This is a genomic window from Parafrankia sp. FMc2, assembly GCF_041008525.1.
Lineage (GTDB): Bacteria > Actinomycetota > Actinomycetes > Frankiales > Frankiaceae > Parafrankia.
Window position 1 is genome coordinate 67,835 of the sequence record NZ_JBFLUG010000006.1, and the last position, 17,492, is coordinate 85,326.

Sequence of the window (17,492 nt, forward strand, 5' to 3'; positions counted from 1 at the left end):
ATCTCAACCAAGGACGGGGACGCGGGGTCTCCCGTGGGCTCGCCGGCCGCAGCAGGCCCGTCTGAGACCTTCCAGCAGCGGAGTGGGGTGGCCGCGTTCGTGGTCGCGTTCCGTACGACATTCCCCGCTCTGGCCGATGGCCGGTCAGACAGGGCCATCGCGTCGGACGTGACTCATGTCTGCCTGGATGACCTGCGGGACCCCTCGACTGGTCAGCCTGCGACCGACAGGGAGCCTGTCGCCCTGCGGCGCATACCGAGCAGGTTCGCGCGGAACGGGATCACTCCGGACTGGACCACGTCGAGGACGATCCTTGCCCTCGCCAAGGGCACGGCGTGTAACCCGACGCAGGTCGTCGGAAGCTAGCTTTTCGAAGCTCATGTTCCTCGCCCGCCTGCTCCGCCCACCAGCCCCCAGCCCGATCAACCTTTTCAGCAGCAGGTCCGGAGCCGGGCCACCAGATCGGCGGCGGAATCGGGGTCGAGGCTGGCCGGCGGGGTGAACGAGAGGCGGGTCAGCAGCCCGGAGTACCGCTCGGCGACACGGTCGGGCAGCTCCGCGGGGGCGGCGACGATCGCGAACGCCTCGACCATCTCGTCGGTGACCAGGAAGGCCATGTCGGACCAGCGCCCGGCCTTCGACAGGGCGGTCAGTTCCTCGTTCGCAGCCCCCCAGCCGTGCAGGTCGAAAACACCGCGATAGGCGGGGGTGGAGGCGTAGAAGGCGATCTGGCCGCGGACCTGCGGGAGCTTCCGCTCGATCTCCTCGTCGGTTCCGGTGACGATGAACGGGGTGTTGGCCACCTCGAACCCGTCCATTGTCGCGCCCGTTTTCTCGCGGCCGGCGAGCAGAGCGGGAAGGGTACGTTCACGAATCCACCGGGCGGTGGTGTAGCCGTGGCAGATGAAACCGTCGGCCACCTCGCCCGCAAGGCGCGTCATCGACTCGCCGACCCCGGCGAGAAGTATCCCGGGCGGGCCGAAGTCGTGGTGGGGTGGCACGAAGTCCCGAGGCATGAGTGTGTGCTGATAGTAGGTGCCCCGGAAATCCAGGGGGGTGCCGTCATGCCACGAGGACCAGATTGCCCGCAGCGCGCTGACGAACTCGCGCAGCTGCGCGGCGGGCCGCCCCCAGGGCATGCCGAACCGGCGGGTGACGTGCGGTTTCACCTGGGAGCCGAGGCCGAGCAGAAACCGGCCGCGGGAGTGGCGCTGCAGGTCGTCGGCAGTGTAGGCCAGGCTCATCGGTGAACGGGCGAACGCCACCGCGATGGAGGTGCCCACCGCGAGGCGTTCGGTCACCTCGGCGGCGATGGCCAGTGGCAGGAACGGATCCTGGTTGACTTCGCCCGCCCACACCGCGTCATACCCGCGGGATTCCAACGCGCGGGCACGATCCGCTGCACCGGACAGTCCACTGAGCGTACCGTCGACTTTCACCCCGCAAAGAATACTTCCTCACGCCGTCCGTGACACCCTTCTCACCATCCGAGGCGCGCACATGACCGAATCCGAGTCCGTACCTGTCATCCTGTCCGACGTCCGCGACCGCGTCGCCGTCATCACCCTCAACCGGCCCGCGGCCCGCAATGCGCTGAGCCGGCAGCTCACCCATGCATTGTGGGACGAGATGTCCGCTGCCGGTGACAATCCCGACGTCGACGCTGTCGTCCTCACCGGCGCCGACCCGGCGTTCTGCGCGGGGGTCGATCTGCGGGAGGTGTCGGGCGAGGTGCCGCCGACCGACGTCGAGAGACCGCCCGGCGCCGGCCCCGAACGTGACACCAACGGCCTGTACCGGTTCCTGCCCGTCATCGCCAAGCCCGTCATCGGCGCGATCAATGGTGTCGCGGTCACCGGCGGCCTGGAGGTGGCGTTGCAGTGCACGTTCCTGGTGGCCTCGGAACGGGCGCGGTTCGCCGACACCCACGCCCGGCTGGGGGTCATGCCGGGCGGCGGGGTCACCGTTCTGCTCGCGCAGTCCATCGGGTGGCGGGCGGCCGTCGAGATGTCCCTGACGGGAAACTTCCTGACCGCCGGAGAAGCGCTGCGCCTGGGCCTGGTGAACCGGGTCGTCCCGCACGCCGAGCTGCTGCCCACCGCACGCGGGCTCGCCGCCGACATCGTCAGCAACGACCAGCGCAGCGTCCGCCGGCTGCTGCGGCACTACCGGCAGCTGGCGAACACCGCCACCCTCGACGAGGCGCATCTCGTCGAGGGCATCCTGGCGGAGACGTGGCGGCGCGGCACCGCCGACGTCGCCGCCCGCCGTGCCGCCGTCACCGCCCGCGGGCAGGACCAGGCACGAGAAGGACATACTGGATCGGCGCCGTCATCGACTACTCGTGTGCGCCCGGTCGATGCCGCTCGGTGAGTTCGCCTGCCACCGCCGGTACCTGCGGCTGGCAACGGCCACCATGGCGCTCACGCGGTGACGCCGGTGGCGCCGGTGGCGCTGTGTCGCCACTTTGGCTCCTTTGGCTACGTCTGCGTGGCGGCTACCGAGTCGGCTGGCCCGCGCGTCGCGAGCATCCGGCCAGGTCTGGCCGGGCTGGCAGGCCCGGTCGGGCCATGTCGTCCCCGCGGATCCGACGCATCGATGGTTCTGGCCCCCCGCGGGTGCGAGGCTTCGCGGATGGCGACGGAACGGTTCGAGGTCCGGCGGCAGATCGCTGCGCCGAGCGAGGGCGTCTTCGCGGTGCTGTGCGACCCGCAGGGGCACGTCACGATCGACAGCTCCGGGATGCTCCAGTCCGCGGAGGGGAAACCGGTCACCGGGGCCGGCGACGAGTTCGTCGTCCACATGGACCGGGAATCTCTGAACGACTACCCACTGGGGAAGTACGACGTCACCGTCGTCATCACCAGGTTCGTTGCGAACACCGAGATCGAGTGGACGATCACCGTCAAGGACTGGCCGCGCATCGGCCACCGCTACGGCTACCGCCTCGAGCCGAGCGAGGTCGGCACTCTGGTGACGTCCTACTACGACTGGAGCGAGATCACCGAGGACTTCCGCCGGGGCGTTTTCCCGGTCATTCCTGAGGCCGGCCTGCGAGCGACCCTCGGCATCCTCGCCCGCACCGTCGAACAGCAGCGACCCGGCCACTGACGCCTGACGCCTGACGCCTCCGGTCGTCACGAAGGTGGATGCGGTCCGGCCCGGGTCCCGCGGGTGAGGACCCGGGCCGTCGGCATGCCGGATCAGCGGTGGGAGCGTCCGAGGCGGAAGCGGTCGAGGACAACCGGGGCGACGTCCGGCGTCCTCAGGTCAAAGGAGTAGCTGACGACCTGCGCCGCCGCGGTGTCGAAGACCGAGAACACGGCATGGTCGTTGCTCTGGACGAACGGCAGCGGTGTGCCGTCTGCGGCCCGGTGCGGGTTGACCGTCGGGACGATCGGCGCGAGCCCGCCCGGGTTGCCGATGGCCCAGTAGTTCCGCGGGTCCCACGGCGCCGGCGGAACCGGGCGGGTCCGGCCGCTGAGCTCGTGGAAGGCGCCGTAGGTGTTTCCGGTGTTGGAGGTCTCCAGGAAGTTCGTCCGCCCGTTCCTGCTGACGAACCGGTTCCACAGGTGGCTGTGGCCGTTCTGCACCAGATCGACCCCGGCGTTCTCCAGCAGCGGCTGCAGGTCGTAGAGCAGGCGATTGTCGGCCAGCGGGTACTCGTACCGGACCCCGACGAGTTCGCCGGCGTCGTTGCGCTCCTCGATCCGCTCCGGGTCGGCGAAAACCGGCATGATGTTGTCGCCGAGACCCTGCGGGCCTTCGTGCAGGATGACCACCCGATACCGCGCCCGGTCGAACTCCTTGCTGGCCAGCTCCTTCTTCAGCCATCTGAACTGCTCGCTGGAGGCGTCGACGGCCTCGAAGATGTGCTCGCCGTAGCCCTGCGCGAGCGGGTTGCCGAGGGTGGCGCCGGCCTCCTGGTAGCGGCTGGCCGACGTGCGCGCCGCCGGGTCCGCGTTGGCGGTGGTACCCCGCCAGATCCGGGTCGAGTACAGCGAGATCATCCGGACGTCGCCGATGGTGGTCGCGTAGTAGGTCTCGCCGCCCGGGGAGCCCTTCGGCAGCGTGAAGATCTCCTCGTAGGTGGTGGTCGAGAAGGAGTTGTCGCGGATCCACTGCTCGCGGACCGCCCGGTTGCGGGTCGGGTTGACCTGCGCGGCCACGGCCTCGTACGCCCTCTCGGCGACCTCGCGGGGGACCGGCGCGTTGAACGATCCGCCCAGCGTGGTGGCACCGGCCCGCCGACCCTGGACCTCGTGGTTGCCGATCGCCGGGAAGAGCGGCGTGTTCTGGATGATCTCCCCGCCGACGTAGGGCACGCCGTTGGTGCCGTTGCGGCCGCCGTTGCCCTGCAGGACGGGGAAGAACGCGCTGCCGCGGGTGTCGTCGAACCACTCCGAGGCCCGGTCCGGGACGTTGACCAGGTCGCCGGCGACGAACACCGCGTCCATCCGGCCGATGGTCGCCAGCGCCATCTGCAGGTTCGCCGGCGTGTTCACCATCGCCTGGTGGTCACTGGTCAGCAGGATCTTCGTCGGCTGGCCGGCGCGCGGGAGGGGCTGCAGCTGGAAGGTACCCGAACCGGCCAGGCGGGAGCTGTCCGGACGGGAGCCGTCCAGGCTCACGACGCGATAGGGCACGCGTTCCCCGGCCCTCAGCCCGTTGACGGACGCCTCGTGCCGCCACACGTCACGCGCGACGATGCCGGCATCGGCTGCCGGCCTGCGGTCCGCCGGCACGTTCGAGGCGGAGTCCTCGGCGGATCTCGACAGTTTCGTCGTCGACGCGGTCACCTGGGTGATGCCCGGGATGCGGGTCCGGCCCGTGGCGACCGCGCTGAGCGTCCTGGTGTCGAGCCGGTCGACGTCCCTGCCGACCAGCGCGACATGCCTGCTGCCGGCGAACTCGGTGAACCACACGACGTGGACGCCGCGATCCGAGGGCGCCTGCAGGAACGGGTCTGTCAACAGTGGCAACGATCCGACCGGATCGGTGGAGAAGGCGCTCTCAGCCGGGGGTGAGACCCGCGGGGGCGCCGCGGACGTGGGCAGCACCGCCGTGCCCAGTACCCCGCAGAGTGCTCCGGCCACCACGGCGGCCGACGTTGCCCTGCGCCGCCAGGACCATCTCGGTCTGGGCCGGGGCGGGGCAGCTGGGGGGGACGTAGGCACGGACGAACCTCTATTCGGCTGTAGAAGTTTGGACGGCTACCGAGCATGCGGTCTCCGCATGGCCTCGGCCTTGCGCCTCCACCACTGCCGGATGTCTCCGGAGCAAACAGGTGCCCGCAGCTGCCCGGCAGGGTTGTGGTCGGCCGGGGCCGGTACGAGCTGTGACGGGACGCCGCCTCGTCCACAGTGAGCTGGAGCCGTTCAACCTCCAGATGTACGGCCTCGACGAGTTCACCGCACTGCTTCACGAGGCCGGTTTCGCCGCGGTGACCGTGCACGCCGACTATCAGGTGGGGCAGCCTCCCACTGCCCACACCCGAGTCCAGACCCTCGAGGCCGCTGTTCCGTGACGGTCACCGCCGCCACCACCACCGTCGACGAGGACGGAGGACGATGGTCAGAGTCAGGTCAGGTTGCGCCGCTGGACCTCCCAGTCGGGATCGGTGCACAGGCCGCAGGACGGGCCGACGAAGCGCTGGCGTGCCGTCTGGTCGCCCTTGAGCTGCCACGTCAGCCAGTCCTTGCCGACCTGGGCGAACTCGCCGCCGTTGGTCTGGCCGTAGGTGCCGAAGTGGCCGACGTCGAGGCTGCCCAGGAAGGCGGGCAGGGTCGGCGGCAGCTTGCTCCAGTCGTCGAGCGCGTTGGCGTGGGCGATGTCGCTCTCGCCGCCGGTGATGTAGGCGACGGGTGCGTGCAGCTCACGCAGCTCGGGCTTGGATCCCGTGCCGAACAGGCCGCTGTTCCAGATCACGCTGGTGGTGATCCGCGGGTCGGCGCTCACCTCGATGGCCTCGAGCCCGCCACAGGACTGCCCCATCGCCGCGATCTTCGTGGTGTCGAGCTTCCCGCGGTACTTGCCGAAAAGCCGGCTGTTCTCCCGGATGGCCCAGTCGATGCTGTCGGTCAGCCAGGATGCCTGGGTCTGGCCGGTGCCGCCGGGGCGGCCGTTGGCGATGACCAGGAATCCATGCGACGCGATTTCCAGCAGGAAGTCGTCGAACCAGGTCCCGTCCGCCCGGCAGGCACCGTTTCCCCAGACGACGATCGGCAGGGTCGTGTCAGTCGGCAGGGTACGCGGTCGGTAGACGGTGTGGTTGGATAACCGGAGATCGGTCTCGTACATCGCGGGATACGGTCCGGTCCCACTTCCGGCCGGTACCTGGGCGTTCACCGCGGGAACGAGGGTGAACAGTCCTGCGAATGCGAGTGCCAGGCTGGTCACCACAACGCAGGCGCGTCGGACAAAAGGTCTCACGTGTTTCCTCCGATGCATCGGCGAGTGTCGCCGATTTTGCGGTCGAAGCTAGGTTGACGAACGCCCGGAGTCAATACAGGACATGTCCCTGGAGTGGTCATTCGGCCCGAAGGTGGAGTGGACCAGGTGAGGGAATCGAGTGGAGGAACAAAAATCATCACTCCCCTTTCGCTGGGACCTCCAGTTCGGGCTACCTGACCGTTGTCGCGGCAGGAAACTGCCTGGGGGCCTTCCTGTCGTACGTTTTTCGCAGCCGGGAAGAACGCCGGCGGCAGGGCCGGCGCGTGCCTGGCGGCGGTCGAACGGTGGGTGACCGGTGGTGGCGGCGGCGCGCAGGCGGCTGGTTGACCCGGGTCGGACCCCGGTGTTTGGCTCGGGAGATGCCGGATGACGACCTGCCTGGTGGCGGTGGCGACGGTGTCGCCCGGCGGATGTGGCAGCTGTTCGAACCGGTGCACGCCGTCACCTACTTCGCGCCGGCCTGCGCCGCGGCGTTCGAGGGCGCCGGTGTGCGCGGGTTCTGGCGGGGCTACTTCGCCGGGCGCGCGGCGCCACTCGGTCCGGTCGGTGCGGAGCCGGTCGTCGGCTGCTTCTTCGGGTTCGCGCCGGCGATGGTGGCACGGGCGCTGCCGGACATCTGGACGCGGATCACTCCCGCGGAGGCACTGACCGCCCGGCTCGACGGTGTTCGCGAGGCCCTGATCCCGGTGTTGGCGCAGACGCGGCCGGGCGAGCTCGCCGAGCTCGCCGGGGTGCTGCGGGCGGCCGCGGAGCGGGCACCGGTCGCCGGTCGCGTGCTTGCCGCCGCGAACGCGGCCCTGCCCTGGCCGCAGGACCCGATCGGGATTCTCTGGCAGGCCACGACGATCCTGCGGGAGCACCGCGGTGACGGCCACGTGGCGGCGCTGGTGACCGCCGGCCTCGACGGCGCCGAGACCGCGGTCTGGCGAGCCAGCCTCGGTGGTGTCGGCGATGTCAGCCGGGAGGATCTGCAACGCGCGCGCGGATGGTCCGACGCCGCGTGGGTCGACGCCGCCGGCCGGCTGCGTGCCCGCGGCTGGCTCGACGGCACCGGCCGGCCGACGGAGGCATCCCGGTCCGCCCTGCGCGCGGTCGAGGAGACGACGGACCGTGCCGCCGCCTCGGTCTGGGCGCCGCTCGGCCCTGACGAGGTCGACCGGTGCGTCGCGCTGCTGGCCCCCGTCGCCAGGCGCGCCGCGGCCCTCCTGCGGTGGCCGAATCCGATCGGCGTGCCCGACCCGCGCGCGTCAGGCTCCGGCTAGGCGTTCCGACCCCTGGAGCGCCGCGCCTACGGCTGGACCGCCAGCGGGCCGGCGCCCGCCTCCCGGGGGCCGGGGGTGAAGGCGATGGGGAGGGAGTTCGGGGCGCGGGTGAGGGTGTTGTGGAAGTGGATCTCGGCGCCGTCGGCGACACGGATGTCGTGGAGTCGGCGGAGCAGTTCCTCCAGGGCGATCCGTAGGTTCTGCCGGGCGAGGTTGGAGCCGATGCAGCGGTGCGGGCCGGCGCCGAAGGCCAGATGACGGTTCGTGGCCCGGTCGAGGTCGAAGACCTCGGGGGAGGGGAACTCGTCCTCGTCGTAGCCGGCTGAGGCCCAGTAGAGGAGAACCTTGTCGCCCTTCCTGATCTGCTGGCCGCCGAGCTCGACGTCCCGGGTGGCCGTGCGGGCGATGGCGACGAACGGCCCGTCGAGCCGCAGCAGCTCCTCGACCGCCTTCGGGATCAGCTCCGGCTGGGCGCGCAGCTGCGCCGGGATCTCGGGGGAGAGGCAGAACCGGTGCATCATCAGGCCCAGCGCCCCCGCGGTGGTCTCCAGGCCACCGAGAACGAGGAGCTGGACGATGCCGATGATCTCCTGCTGGGCCAGCGGCCGGCCGTCGAACTCGGCCTTCAGGACGGCGTCGACGACGTCGCCGCGCGGTGGCTCGCCGCGCCGGCGCTCGACGAGGGCGGTGATCCAGGCGGCGAGGCCCGCCCAGGAGGCCGCGGCCTCGGGATCGTTGGGAATCGACGACGTCGACGCCAGCCGTGACACCTCGTCGAGGTCCTCGGGTGGGGCCCCGAGACCGAACTCGAAGAACGTCAGGCTCGGCAACGGCCGGGCGAAGTCGTCCATGAACTCGCAGTGCCCGCTCTCGACGAAACCGTCGATGAGGCGGGAGACCAGCGCCCGGGTGGCCTCCTCCCACGGGGCGATCATCTGCGGCGTGAAGTGGGCGTTGATCAGCTTCTTGTAGGCGCGCTGCTCGGGCGGGTCGACCTCGACCGGAATGTTGCGGACATGCGTGCGGCTCGGTGGGATGTTCAGACCGTCGGTCGAGGTGAAGGTCGCCCAGTCCTGGGCGACCTTCAGCACGTCCTCGTACTTCGTGATGACCCAGAATCCGCCGTGCAGGTCGCTGTGGGCCACCGGGCACAGCGAACGCATCCGGGCCAGGGATTCGTGCAGCACGGGAGCCAGCCGCGGCGAGACATGGTCGAACTCGCGGAGAAGCCAGGCGTCGGGCATCGCGGCCGGCGGTGCGCTCGACGCGCTCGACCCGTTCGACGTGGTTGACGTGGTTGACGTGGATAAGTTCGTGTCCATGGTCGCTCCTGAAAGGGAGGGGCAGCGCCCGAATCGGCCGGGGAGGGGAGAGCAAGACCGTCAGTCAGTCGCTCAGTCCGTGTTGATCCAGACGGACTTGACGTTGAGATAGCCCTGGAGTGACTGCTGGCCCATCTCGCTGCCCCAGCCGCTCGCCTTGTGGCCGCCGAACGGCACCGCCGGGTCCAGCTGCAGGAAGGTGTTCACCCACACGGTGCCGACCCGCATCTCGGCGGCCAGCCGGTGCGCCCGGCCGACGTCGCGGGTCCACATTCCGCCGGAGAGGCCGAACGGGGTGTCGTTCGCGCGGGCGGCCACCTCGTCGTCGGAGTCGAACGGCAGCAGGCACGCCACCGGGCCGAAGATCTCCTCGCGGGCGATCCGCATCCCGTCCTCGACGTCGGTGAAGACGGTGGGCGCGACGAAGTAGCCGTCGGCGAGGCCGTCGTCCGTCAGCCGGCTGCCGCCGGCGATGACCCGGGCGCCCTCGTCGCGGCCCAGGTCGAGGTAGCCCGTGACGCGGTCGAGCTGCTCGGCCGACACGACCGGGCCGATCTTCGTTCCCGGTTCCAGGCTCCGCCCGACCCGCAGGTTCCGCGCGAACGCCGCCACTCCGTCGGCGAACTCGTCGTAGATCGGGCGCTCCACGTAGATGCGGGTGCCGGCGCAGCAGATCTGGCCCGAGTTCGAGAACACGGCCATGGCCGCGCCGGGGATCGCCTTCGCCAGGTCGGCGTCGGCGAAGACGACGTCCGGCGACTTGCCGCCGAGTTCCAGCGTGAGCCGCTTGAGGTTGCCGGCGGACGCCCGGACGATGTGCTGACCGACGGCGGTCGACCCGGTGAAGGCGACCTTGTCGACGTCGGTGTGTTCGGTGAGCGCAGCGCCGACGGTCTCGCCGAACCCGGTCACGATGTTCACGACGCCGGCCGGCACCCCGGCCTCCAGCAACAGCTCGCCGATCCGGACGGCGGCGAGGCCGGCCTCCTCGGCGGGCTTGAGCACCATGGTGCAGCCGGTGGCCAGCACCGGTGCGATCTTCCAGACGGCGTTGCTGACCGGCCGGTTCCACGGCACGATCGCCGCCACCACGCCGACCGGTTCCCGCAGCGTGTAGGTGAAGAAGGAGCCGGGGATCGAGTTCGGGATGGTCTCGCCGTGGATCTTCGTGGCCCAGCCGGCGAAGTAGCGCAGCACGCTGGCCTCCCACGACGGGCGCGTGCGACCCGGCCGCTGCCTGCCGATCGGCAGGCCCATGTCCAGCGCCTCGAGGAGGCGGAGCTCCTCGTAGTGTTCCTGGAGCTTCTCGGCGCACGCCCACAGCAGGTCCTGGCGCTGCGCCGGCTTCATCGCCCGCCACGGGCCGGTCTCGAACGCGGCGCGGGCGGCGGCCACGGCGAGGTCGGCGTCCTCGGCTCCGCCCTCGGCCAGCTCGGCGATCACCCGGCCGGTGGACGGGTTGATGCTGGGGAACGTCCTCCCGCTGACCGCGTCGACCCAGGCGCCGCCGATCAGCAGCTTCTTCGGGCCCGCCTCCAGAAAGGGAAGCACCGGCGATTCAGGCAGGACGGCGCCTGTCGTCATCGGAACTCCTGCCCGCGCGGCTACCCGCGCAGCTCGTAGAAGGTGAGAGTCGGCGGTGGCTGCATCGCCACCGTCCTGCTGCGTGGGACCCGGCCGTCGGCGGAGCGCGCCCTCAGCTCGCGGAGCATCGCGTCGACGTCGTCGGTCTCGATCTCGTAGATGGTGAGATACCGAAACGACCCCGGGGGCACCTGGAGATGGCCCGCCTCGCGGACGGAATAGCGACGGGCGGCGAGGAATCCGGGCACCTGGAGAATGCCCGGGATGTGGTCCTCGTCGTACCACCGGTTGTACTCCTCCTCGAGCTCCGCGCTGACGGGGCTCGACTGTGCGATGAGGACACCGCGGGGCATGGCCACCTCCGGATGGGCGGTGTGGCGGGCCGGGAGGCCCCGTCCTGCGGGGGCCTGGCCCGCGGGGATCCCGATCGACGCGGCTGCGGGGGCTCCCGGCCGCGGGAGCGCGGTCGGCTCGGTTGTTCTGGTCAGGCGTCGGCTGGTCAGGCGTCGGGCAGCAGCGCGGGGGGCAGGCCGATGCTGCGGGTCTCCAGGAAGCTCCGCAGCCCTTCGGGGCCGAGCTCACGGCCGAGCCCGGACTGCCCGAAACCGCCGAACGGCACCAGGGGGAAGGGCGGGTAGGCGCCGTTGATCGCGACGGACCCGGTGCGGAGCCGCTTCGCGACGGCGAGCCCGCGGGACGGGTCCGTGGTCCACACGCCGCCGGACAGGCCGTACTGGGAGTCGTTGGCGATCCGGACGGCGTCGTCGGCGTCGGTGGTGTCGTCGTAGGGGATGAAGCTCAGGACCGGGCCGAAGATCTCCTCCCGCGCGACCCGCATGCCGTTGTCGACGTCGCCGAGGATGGTGGGTGCCACGTACCAGCCCTTCGGCAGGTGCGCCGGCCGCCCACCGCCGGCGACCACCCGCGCGCCGTCCGAGACGGCACCCTGGATGTAGCCCTCGACCCGGGTTCGCTGCCGCTCGGCGACCAGCGGCCCCACCACGATCGACGGGTCGTGCGGGTCACCGACCGGCACCGCGGCCGCCGTGGGGCCGGCGATCTCCAGCGCCTCCTGGTAGCGCGAGCGCGCCACCAGCACCCGGGTGTGCGCGCCGCACACCTGGCCGGACAGGTGCATGCCGCCCTTCACCACCGCCGCGACGGCGACCGCGAGGTCGGCGTCGTCGAGGATGACCGCGGCCGACTTCCCGCCGAGCTCGAGGGAGACGCGCTTCACCTGCTCGCCGCACAGGGACATGATCCGCTTTCCGGCGGCGGTCGAGCCGGTGAAGGCGATCTTGTCGACGCCCGGATGCGTCACGAGATGCTCCCCGGCCTCGCGGCCGCCGGGCAGGACGTTCACCACGCCCGCCGGGATGCCGGCCTCGATGGCCGCCTCGGCGAGGAGGTAGTTGCTCAGCGGGGCCTCGACCGGCGGCTTGACCACGACGGTGCACCCGGCGGCCAGCGCCGGTGCGACCTTCCACGCGGACAGGGTCACCGGGGCGTTCCACGGCACGATCGCGGCCACGACCCCGACCGGCTCGGAGGTCACCAGACCGCCGCGGGCGCCGGTTCGGACGAGCCGCTCGAACTCGTAGGTGCGGATCAGCTCGGCGTAGTACTCGAAGACGGGGGCGACGAGACCTGTCTGGGCCTGTTTCGACTGGCTGACGGCGCAGCCCATCTCGTCGACCGTGACCCGGGCGATGTCGTCCTCGTGCTTGCGCAGGGCGGCGGCGAGCCGGTCGAGCGCGTCGGCTCGTTCGGCGGGGCTCAGCCGCGGCCACGGTCCGTGGTCGAAGGCGGCGCGGGCCGCGGCCACCGCACGGTCCATGTCCTCGGCGGTGGCGAGCGGGACCTCGCCGACGGGTTCCTCCGTCGAGGGCGAGATGACCGTGGAGGGCTCGCTGGCGCTCGGCCTGGCCCACGTGCCGTCGATGTAGAACGTCCGCCGGTACATCAGCTGATCGCTCATCGTCGTCTCCCTGGGTCGTTCTCCGGCGGACATTAGCATCGGGAGCGAGCGCTCGCTAGCAGAGCAAGATCTTCCCAGCTCCGGGTGTTGGTCCGGGGTGATCAAGAATAGGTGAGTGCTTACTTCGCTGTCGGATCAACGTAATCACGGCCGCGCGCGGCTGTCGACCGGGAGACCGAAGGCCAGGTCGGACCGGACGTCGGGCCGGACCAGATGTCAGGTCGGACCGGAGGCCGGGTCAGAAGGTGGCGGAGAGTGCCCAGGGGCCGTCGGGGAACGGCTGGCCGAGCAGATCCATGCTGTAGGTGATGCGGCCGGTGACGGATCCCGGGGGGGTGGCGCAGAGCGCCAGCGTGGCGTCGGCCATGGCGCTGTCCGGCTCGACCGGTGCGTTGTCCGGGGTGTGCGGGGAGACCACGGCGACGCCCGGGGTCATCACCAGGCCGGAGGTGCCGAGGGAGTTGACACCGACGCCGGTGCCCTCGAGTTCGGCCGCGAGGCCGGTGGTGAGGCGGTCCAGGGCGCTCTTGCACATGCCGTACGGGGTGCAGCCGTCGCTGGCCCAGTCCGGGTACGGCGGGCCGAGGGGGTGCCGGGCCTGTTTGGATGTGATGTTCACGATCCAGCCGCGGCTGTGCTCGACCATCCCGGGAACGGCCAGCTGGCACAGTCGGAACGGGGCGTGGACCATCATCTGGAACATCAGCCCGTAGCGTTTCGGGGTGATCTCCAGCGCCGGCCCGTAGAAGTTGACGCCCGCGTTGTTGACCAGGGTGTCGACCGGCCCGAACAACGCCTCGGCGCGTTCGATGATGGTCTCGACGTCCGCGGGCACGGTGATGTCCGCCTGGACGGCGGCAGCCCGCCCGCCGTCAGCCTGGATGCGCCGCACCAGCTCGGAGATCGAGCCGGGCAGCGGGGAGGTGCCCGGCTCCAGGGTTCTGGCGACCAGCGCGACCGCCGCGCCCTCGGCCGCGAGCCTGCGCGCGATGTTTGCTCCGATCCCCCGGCTCGCGCCGGTGATGATTGCTACGCGGCCATCCAGTGATCCCACGAGTCCTCCGAGGCTTGAATGCTCCGAGCCGGCGTGGCCGGGACGGGCGCTGGCCATGCTAACAGAGTGAGCAAACACTCTGCACTTCTCGGGCCACCCGCGGACCGCTCGCAGGGCGGCCACGGAGTGCCTGTGGGAGCGTCATCTTCTCGTGTGTCCGCTCCAGGCGCCGAATCTTGTGAGGTGAGCAGTCGCTGAGCTACCGTCCCTGCTGGGCGGAGTTCGCGCGCCTGTCAGGCCGGGCGTCAGCTGTCGGCGGAGGGTGGTCGCGGGCGGAGGGTCGCCGTCGTTGTGGCCCACGGGGCGAGGCTGGGCGGGAGTCGCCGCCGGTGAGTCGGCCAGAGCGGGGAGACGGGCGGATCCCGTCGTAAGTAAGTGAACGCTTGCTAAAATTGTGGCCCTACGGTGTGGGTCACTGATCGGAGTCCTGATGGATCTGCTGTTGCGTCACGCCACGCTGATCGACGGGACCGGCGCGCCCGCCCGGCCGGCGGAGGTCGCCGTGGCCGAGGGTCGGGTGGCCGCCGTCGCCGGGCCGGGTGAGCTCGTTCCGGCCCCGGGCACCGAGATTGTCGATCTCGACGGCCTGGTGCTCGCCCCGGGTTTCATCGACGTCCACACGCACTACGATGCCCAGATTCTCTGGGACGGCGACCTCACCCCGTCCAGCTGGCACGGTGTGACCAGCGTGATCATGGGCAACTGCGGCTTCGGTGTAGCCCCGACCCGGCCGGAGCACCGCGACCTCATCGTGCGCCTCCTCGAGAACGTCGAGGGGATGTCCAGGGATGCGCTCGACGCCGGCATCGACTGGTGCTTCCATTCGTTCCCCGAGTACCTCGCGGCCCTGGACGCCCGCCCCAAGCGGCTCAATGTCGGCGCCTTCATCGGCCATTCCCCGCTGCGGCTGTTCGCGGTCGGCGGCGAGGAGCGCCCGGCGACGGCCGACGAGCTCGACACGATGCGCGGGCTGCTGCGCGAGGCGCTGGACGCGGGTGCGATTGGCTTCTCGACCTCGCGGCAGCCTGCCCACCAGGGGGCCTATGGGCGTCCCGTGCCGAGCCGGTTCGCCGAGATCGCCGAGATCGACTCGCTCGCCTCGGTCCTCGGCGAGGCGGGCCGCGGGGTCCTGCAGGTCTCCATCGGGCCCGGGCTGTTCGTCGACCAGTTCTCCGATCTGGCGGTGCGCCACGGCATACCGGTGACGTGGACGGCGCTGGTCACCCGGTCGGAGAAGCCGGGCGCCGCGCTGCGGACGGTCGCCCGCGGGGCGGCGCTGCCGGGCGAGGTGTACCCGCAGATCGCGTGCCGGCCGATCGTCATGCAGATCACCATGGCCGATCCCGTCCCGCTCGCCCAGATCGACGAGTGGAAGGAAGTGCTCGCGATCCCGCGGGAGGAGCGCCCGGCCCTCTACCAGGACACGTCCTGGCGCGACCGGGCCCGGCCGGCCACCCTGACGGCCTGGGAGCACCGGTGGCACAAGATCGATGTCGAGGAGACGGGCGCCCACCAGGACGCCGTCGGCGTTCCGCTCGACGAGCTGGCCCGCCGGCGGGGGACCACCCCGTTCGACCTGATGCTCGACCTGGCGCTCTCCGACACCGCCACGACCCGCTTCCGGGTGGTGCTGGAGAACGACGGCGACGCGGAGATCGGTGAGCTGCTCGCCGACCGGCGCACCCTGCTGGGGCTCTCGGACGCGGGCGCGCACGCCAGCCAGCTCTGCGACGCCTGCTATTCGACCCACCTGCTCGGCCACTGGGTGCGCGAGCGTAAGGCGCTGACGCTCGAGGACGCTGTCTGGCGGTTGACCGGGCACCCGCACCAGGCGTTCCGGGTCGCCGACCGCGGGCTCGTGCGGCCCGGGTTCCACGCCGACCTGGTGGCCTTCGACCCGGAGACCGTCGGCGCCGCCCCGGTCGAGCGGGTACACGACCAGCCGGGCGACGCGGACCGGCTCGTGGTGCGCAGCATCGGGGTCGAGCACATGTGGGTGAACGGCGTGGCGACCCGCCGTGCCGGTGCGGAGGTCGCGGGCGTCGCCCCGGGCCGGCTTCTGCGCGCCTGACGCGAGGCCGGCAGAAAACAGCGCGAGGCCGGCAGAACAGAAGGAAGGAGAGGGGCCCTCGGTAGCCACCGAGGGCCCCTCTCCGCGGTGGGAGCCCCGGGGGGCGACCGGAAGTGGTCCTGCCGCAGGGTCTTCCTGGACCGGGCTTGAAAAGTGTATGCTCACTTACAATCGGGCAGAGGTTGTGTCAGTGCTGGCCCGTGGCGGCTCGCTCGCCCCGTCGGTCCGTGGGTGAAAGCGTGTCGATCACGGTCGCGCCGCTGTCGGGATTGCTCCACGTCGCGTCGTCGGTCGAGTGAGGCGTGTCGCTGGGCGGTGCGTCGGCTGGGCCGTCGAGAACGCCGTCCTTGATAAATAGGTGTTCACTATTCAGGGCTGATCGGAGGTGGCGCGCGGTGGACTACAGCCTGATCGACGCCGACGGGCACTACTACGAGCCGGACGACTGCTTCTCGCGCCACATCGAGGCCCGGTATCGGGACGCGACGGTGCAGGTGCGGCGGGGGGCGGACGGCCTGGGCCGGGTGTTCCTCGGCGGCCGGCGCACCTTCATGAGCGTCATGCCCGGTGACTACGCGTCTGCTCCGGGCGCCCTGCAGGGGCTGTTCATGGGCGAGGTGGCGGACGGCTTCACCCACCGGGAGGTGATCAACGCCAAGGACCACCCGGAGTTCACGCACCGTGCCGCCCGGCTGGCGCTGATGGACACCCAGGGTGTCGAGGCGACCCTCATGCTGCCGACGCTGGCGGTGGCGGTGGAGCAGGACATGGTCGGTGACGTCGAGCTGACCTACGCCAGCCTGCGCGCGTTCAACCGCTGGCTGGAGGAGGACTGGGGCTACTCGGCCCAGAACCGCATCTTCGCCGTGCCCATGTTGTCCCTGCTCGACCTCGGCCAGGCCATGGCCGAGCTGCGCCGGGTGCTCGACGCCGGCGCCCGGCTCGTCCACCTGCGGCCCGGCCCCGTGGGTGGCCGCTCACCGGCGCACCCCGACCTGGATCCGTTCTGGGCGGCAGTGGCCGAGGCCGGTGTGCCGGTCGTGTTCCATGTGTCGAACAGCGGCTACAACCTGGCCTACGGGACGCTGTGGTCGGAGGATCCGGCCAACCCGTCCCATCTGCAGTCGCCGCTGCAGTGGGCGCTGTGCAACACCGAGCGGCCGATCGTGGACACGCTGACCGCGCTCACCCTGCACAATCTGTTCGGCCGGCACCCGAACGTCAGGGTTGTCTCCATCGAGAACGGGAGTAACTGGGTCAGGCCCCTGCTGAAGAACGTGGACAAGGCCGCGGCGCTCGGCCGCCGTGGCCCCGCGCTCGGTGGCAGTCTGCCGGCCCGGCCCAGCGAGGCCCTCGCCGAACACCTGTGGGTGTGCCCGTTCCCGGAGGACGACGTCCGCGATCTCATCACGGTTCTCGGCCCGGAGCGGGTGCTGTTCGGCTCGGACTATCCGCACCCCGAGGGCCTGCGCCATCCGGCTGACTTCGTCGGCCTGCTCGAGGGCTGCGACGAGGTCACCACCCGCCGGGTGCTGCGGGGAAACATCGCCGAGCTCCTCGGCATCCCCGACCGGCGGCCCGCGGCCCGGCCCGCGTAGACGAACCTGTCGGCGTGGCAACGTCGGCGCCGCCCGCGTGCTTATCGGCTGGCTCCGGACAGGGCATCGAAGCCCCGTGGCAGGCTTGGCCGCGGGGTGGGGCACCGAGTCAGACGAACCACCCTCGGTCCGGCCATCCAGCGTGATGCGCACGTACGAAGGGGGACGTC

At 70.9% G+C, this 17,492-nt stretch carries 14 protein-coding genes; 6 read left to right on the plus strand and 8 right to left on the minus strand.

Annotated features, from left to right (window positions below; genetic code table 11):
- Positions 1–431: 431 nt before the first annotated feature.
- On the minus strand, positions 432–1,439 hold the full coding sequence (locus AB1460_RS04075; RefSeq protein WP_368959215.1) for a TIGR03617 family F420-dependent LLM class oxidoreductase: 1,008 nt from the start codon (positions 1,437–1,439) through the stop codon (positions 432–434).
- A 61-nt stretch (positions 1,440–1,500) separates the two neighbouring features.
- Here AB1460_RS04075 and AB1460_RS04080 point away from each other — a divergent pair, with 61 nt between their 5' ends.
- Positions 1,501–2,373: an enoyl-CoA hydratase gene (locus tag AB1460_RS04080; RefSeq protein ID WP_368959216.1), complete on the plus strand. Its 873-nt coding sequence runs from the start codon at positions 1,501–1,503 to the stop codon at positions 2,371–2,373.
- A gap of 261 nt (positions 2,374–2,634) precedes the next feature.
- The gene (locus AB1460_RS04085) at positions 2,635–3,111 is read left to right on the plus strand and encodes an SRPBCC family protein (RefSeq protein ID WP_368959218.1); all 477 of its coding nucleotides are present in this window, start codon (positions 2,635–2,637) and stop codon (positions 3,109–3,111) included.
- Between the two features lie 92 nt (positions 3,112–3,203).
- Here the strand turns inward: AB1460_RS04085 and AB1460_RS04090 are convergent, their stop codons facing one another.
- Positions 3,204–5,099, minus strand: coding sequence for a metallophosphoesterase family protein (locus AB1460_RS04090; RefSeq protein WP_368959219.1), 1,896 nt, complete (start codon positions 5,097–5,099; stop codon positions 3,204–3,206).
- A 239-nt stretch (positions 5,100–5,338) separates the two neighbouring features.
- On the opposite strand from AB1460_RS04090, the gene AB1460_RS04095 reads away from it, so the two are divergent.
- Positions 5,339–5,527, plus strand: a complete 189-nt coding sequence (locus AB1460_RS04095) for a hypothetical protein (RefSeq protein WP_368959220.1) — start codon at positions 5,339–5,341, stop codon at positions 5,525–5,527.
- A gap of 53 nt (positions 5,528–5,580) precedes the next feature.
- Here AB1460_RS04095 and AB1460_RS04100 read toward each other — a convergent pair whose 3' ends face one another.
- Complete coding sequence (locus tag AB1460_RS04100) at positions 5,581–6,432, minus strand: alpha/beta hydrolase (RefSeq protein WP_420497186.1); 852 nt, start codon at positions 6,430–6,432, stop codon at positions 5,581–5,583.
- Between the two features lie 380 nt (positions 6,433–6,812).
- On the opposite strand from AB1460_RS04100, the gene AB1460_RS04105 reads away from it, so the two are divergent.
- Entirely contained in the window at positions 6,813–7,715 is a 903-nt protein-coding gene (locus tag AB1460_RS04105) for an SCO6745 family protein (RefSeq protein WP_368959221.1), read from the plus strand.
- Positions 7,716–7,741: 26 nt separating this feature from the next.
- Here AB1460_RS04105 and AB1460_RS04110 read toward each other — a convergent pair whose 3' ends face one another.
- The 5 genes from AB1460_RS04110 to AB1460_RS04130 form a co-directional block, all read right to left on the minus strand.
- A complete protein-coding gene (locus tag AB1460_RS04110; RefSeq protein WP_368959258.1) occupies positions 7,742–8,959 on the minus strand; it encodes a cytochrome P450 in 1,218 nt (405 codons plus the stop codon).
- Between the two features lie 150 nt (positions 8,960–9,109).
- Positions 9,110–10,621 (minus strand): aldehyde dehydrogenase family protein, encoded by a 1,512-nt coding sequence (locus AB1460_RS04115; RefSeq protein WP_368959222.1) that lies wholly within the window; start codon positions 10,619–10,621, stop codon positions 9,110–9,112.
- 20 nt (positions 10,622–10,641) lie between these two features.
- Complete coding sequence (locus tag AB1460_RS04120) at positions 10,642–10,974, minus strand: hypothetical protein (protein WP_368959223.1); 333 nt, start codon at positions 10,972–10,974, stop codon at positions 10,642–10,644.
- Positions 10,975–11,120: 146 nt separating this feature from the next.
- Positions 11,121–12,599, minus strand: a complete 1,479-nt coding sequence (locus AB1460_RS04125) for an aldehyde dehydrogenase (RefSeq protein WP_368959224.1) — start codon at positions 12,597–12,599, stop codon at positions 11,121–11,123.
- Positions 12,600–12,837: 238 nt separating this feature from the next.
- On the minus strand, positions 12,838–13,653 hold the full coding sequence (locus AB1460_RS04130; protein WP_368959225.1) for an SDR family NAD(P)-dependent oxidoreductase: 816 nt from the start codon (positions 13,651–13,653) through the stop codon (positions 12,838–12,840).
- A 430-nt stretch (positions 13,654–14,083) separates the two neighbouring features.
- Between AB1460_RS04130 and AB1460_RS04135 the strand changes: the two genes are divergently transcribed.
- Both AB1460_RS04135 and AB1460_RS04140 read left to right on the plus strand, forming a co-directional pair.
- Positions 14,084–15,724: an N-acyl-D-amino-acid deacylase family protein gene (locus AB1460_RS04135; protein ID WP_368959226.1), complete on the plus strand. Its 1,641-nt coding sequence runs from the start codon at positions 14,084–14,086 to the stop codon at positions 15,722–15,724.
- Positions 15,725–16,119: 395 nt separating this feature from the next.
- Positions 16,120–17,322, plus strand: coding sequence for an amidohydrolase family protein (locus tag AB1460_RS04140; protein WP_368959227.1), 1,203 nt, complete (start codon positions 16,120–16,122; stop codon positions 17,320–17,322).
- Positions 17,323–17,492: the final 170 nt, after the last annotated feature.

What these genes read in the sequence shown, in the direction of transcription:
- AB1460_RS04080 (WP_368959216.1), top strand. Translation starts at nt 1,501, where the DNA reads ATGACCGAATCCGAGTCCGTACCTGTCATCCTGTCCGACGTCCGCGAC.
- AB1460_RS04085 (WP_368959218.1), top strand. Translation starts at nt 2,635, where the DNA reads ATGGCGACGGAACGGTTCGAGGTCCGGCGGCAGATCGCTGCGCCGAGC.
- AB1460_RS04105 (WP_368959221.1), top strand. Translation starts at nt 6,813, where the DNA reads ATGCCGGATGACGACCTGCCTGGTGGCGGTGGCGACGGTGTCGCCCGG.
- AB1460_RS04110 (WP_368959258.1), bottom strand. Translation starts at nt 8,959, where the DNA reads ATGCCCGACGCCTGGCTTCTCCGCGAGTTCGACCATGTCTCGCCGCGG.
- AB1460_RS04115 (WP_368959222.1), bottom strand. Translation starts at nt 10,621, where the DNA reads ATGACGACAGGCGCCGTCCTGCCTGAATCGCCGGTGCTTCCCTTTCTG.
- AB1460_RS04120 (WP_368959223.1), bottom strand. Translation starts at nt 10,974, where the DNA reads ATGCCCCGCGGTGTCCTCATCGCACAGTCGAGCCCCGTCAGCGCGGAG.
- AB1460_RS04125 (WP_368959224.1), bottom strand. Translation starts at nt 12,599, where the DNA reads ATGAGCGATCAGCTGATGTACCGGCGGACGTTCTACATCGACGGCACG.
- AB1460_RS04135 (WP_368959226.1), top strand. Translation starts at nt 14,084, where the DNA reads ATGGATCTGCTGTTGCGTCACGCCACGCTGATCGACGGGACCGGCGCG.